The 1767-nt window shown below is 51.2% G+C and carries 3 protein-coding genes; all 3 read right to left on the minus strand.

What is annotated here, in order from left to right; translation table 11 throughout:
• Nucleotides 1–1173 (minus strand): relaxase/mobilization nuclease domain-containing protein (locus C814_RS17260; RefSeq protein WP_016316690.1); only part of this gene is annotated, 1173 nt, incomplete at its 3' end.
• Between the two features lie 57 nt (nucleotides 1174–1230).
• On the minus strand, nucleotides 1231–1440 hold the full coding sequence (locus tag C814_RS17265; RefSeq protein WP_016316691.1) for a hypothetical protein: 210 nt from the start codon (nucleotides 1438–1440) through the stop codon (nucleotides 1231–1233).
• A gap of 2 nt (nucleotides 1441–1442) precedes the next feature.
• Nucleotides 1443–1745, minus strand: coding sequence for a PDDEXK nuclease domain-containing protein (locus C814_RS17270; protein ID WP_255345287.1), 303 nt, complete (start codon nucleotides 1743–1745; stop codon nucleotides 1443–1445).
• Nucleotides 1746–1767 lie beyond the last annotated feature (22 nt).

Raw genomic sequence — 1767 nt, forward strand, 5'->3', positions numbered from 1 at the left:
AATATCCGCTTCATGTTCCGCTAAAAATTTCTTGGAATATCCCGCCTTGCGGTAGGCCGCATAGACCTCGCGGGTTTTCACATAATTGATGATGTGGGGCCGCAGTACGGCTATCTCCGCCATGCGGGTTTCCGCCGCCTTGATCTGCGCTGACAACTCATTGTGGCGGGTAGTAGCAGCCGCCGCTTTTTCTTCCAATACTGCGTATTCCAGCAGGCCATGCTCAGTGAGATAGTTCATTGTCTGCGCCATCTGTTTGAGGTTAAATACCTTTGCCCAGCGCGCGTAGCCAGCGCCTTTCCCCGCCTGCAATTTTGCCTGAATATCCACCAGAAGATTGACCTTGGGCGGTTCTGGTTGAACAGCCGTTTTTTTCCTTGGAGTATGCTCTTTTTCCCCAGCCAGTACCGCCCGGATTTCTGCCTCGTTGTACCCTTGTCCCAGCTTCTCATCCATGCGGGCAACATTCTTCCAGCCGGGGGCTTTGAGCCGGATTGCCTGTCCCCGGCGCGACACCTCACAGCCCATTTCCGCAAGCAGCTTTAACAGAGCGTCAAAGTCAGCCGGTTTCTGTTCCAGCGCCTGGTCGATCATCATGCGGAGCTGTTCCCGGTGGGAGGGCTTTGCCTGATCCCCCAGCCATTTGTTGTAGCTTTTTCCATGCGGTTTTGGGTCCTCTACAATGGAATAGCCATTCTCAACGCAGATGGTATCGTTGAGCCGCCGGACCGCACGGGTACTGCCCCAAAAGTTTCGGAATTTCCGGTCACAGTTCAGATTGACCGCGTTCCAGATGATGTGGTTATGGATATGGGACTTGTCGATATGGGTACAGACCACAAAGGCGTGACTGCCCTTGATGAACCGCTTTGCAAACTCCACGCCCAGCCGGTTGGCTTCTTCCGGGGTAATCTCGCCGGGGACAAAGGACTGCCGGACATGGTAGGCCAGCACATCGTCCGCGCCCCGTACCCGCCCGGTGGTGGAAATGTACTCCCGTTTTGCCAGCAGAAACTCGGCGTCGGCTACCCGGCTGTCACACGCAAAGCCGGTGACGAGCCTGCCGTTATCTGTCTTTTGCGGGTTGGATACATAGTCGATAATGTCACTGACCGCCTGACTTTCGGTGCGGCCTTTGCCAATGTGCAGCGGCATGATGCGTGTGGTTGCCATGATAGAATCCTCCCTCCATAACAAAACGGCCTGCATACGCAGACCGCTTGTTTCTTTTTATTCATCATTTTTATATCGGATGACCGGAATCTGTCTGACCTTTTTTCCAATGGTCCGGCGTTCTAACGCAAAAACCATATCGCTGGTGCGCTCAAAAAACCCGATGTCTTTTTTCCAGCTTATCCCGCATTTACAATGCTGCAAGCCGATAAACTGCTGTTTCATTTTTCTGCCGCAGCCGGGGCAGACTTTATTACTGGTTCCCATATTTATTCTTCCATCTTATAAAAGCTGTCCAAGTTCAGCTCCCGTTTCAGTTCTTCTTCGGATGGCAGATAAGTAAAATACTTCGACGCGAATATCTGGCGGTTATCTTCCGGCAGCGTGTATTTTACAATGGAATCCCCTTTGTCCGCACAAAGAACAATGCCAATCGGCTGTGAATCCCCCTCATTCATCATTTCACGGGTATAATAGTTCACATACATCTGCATTTGTCCTAGGGTCTGTTCACACAAATAAAGATATGCTATAATAAAGGAATGGAACTGAAGAAAGAACAATACGAACAAATCGCAGAGTGCTTTCCGAAAC

The organism is Anaerotruncus sp. G3(2012) (assembly GCF_000403395.2).
In the GTDB taxonomy this organism is placed as follows: Bacteria; Bacillota; Clostridia; order Oscillospirales; family Ruminococcaceae; genus Anaerotruncus.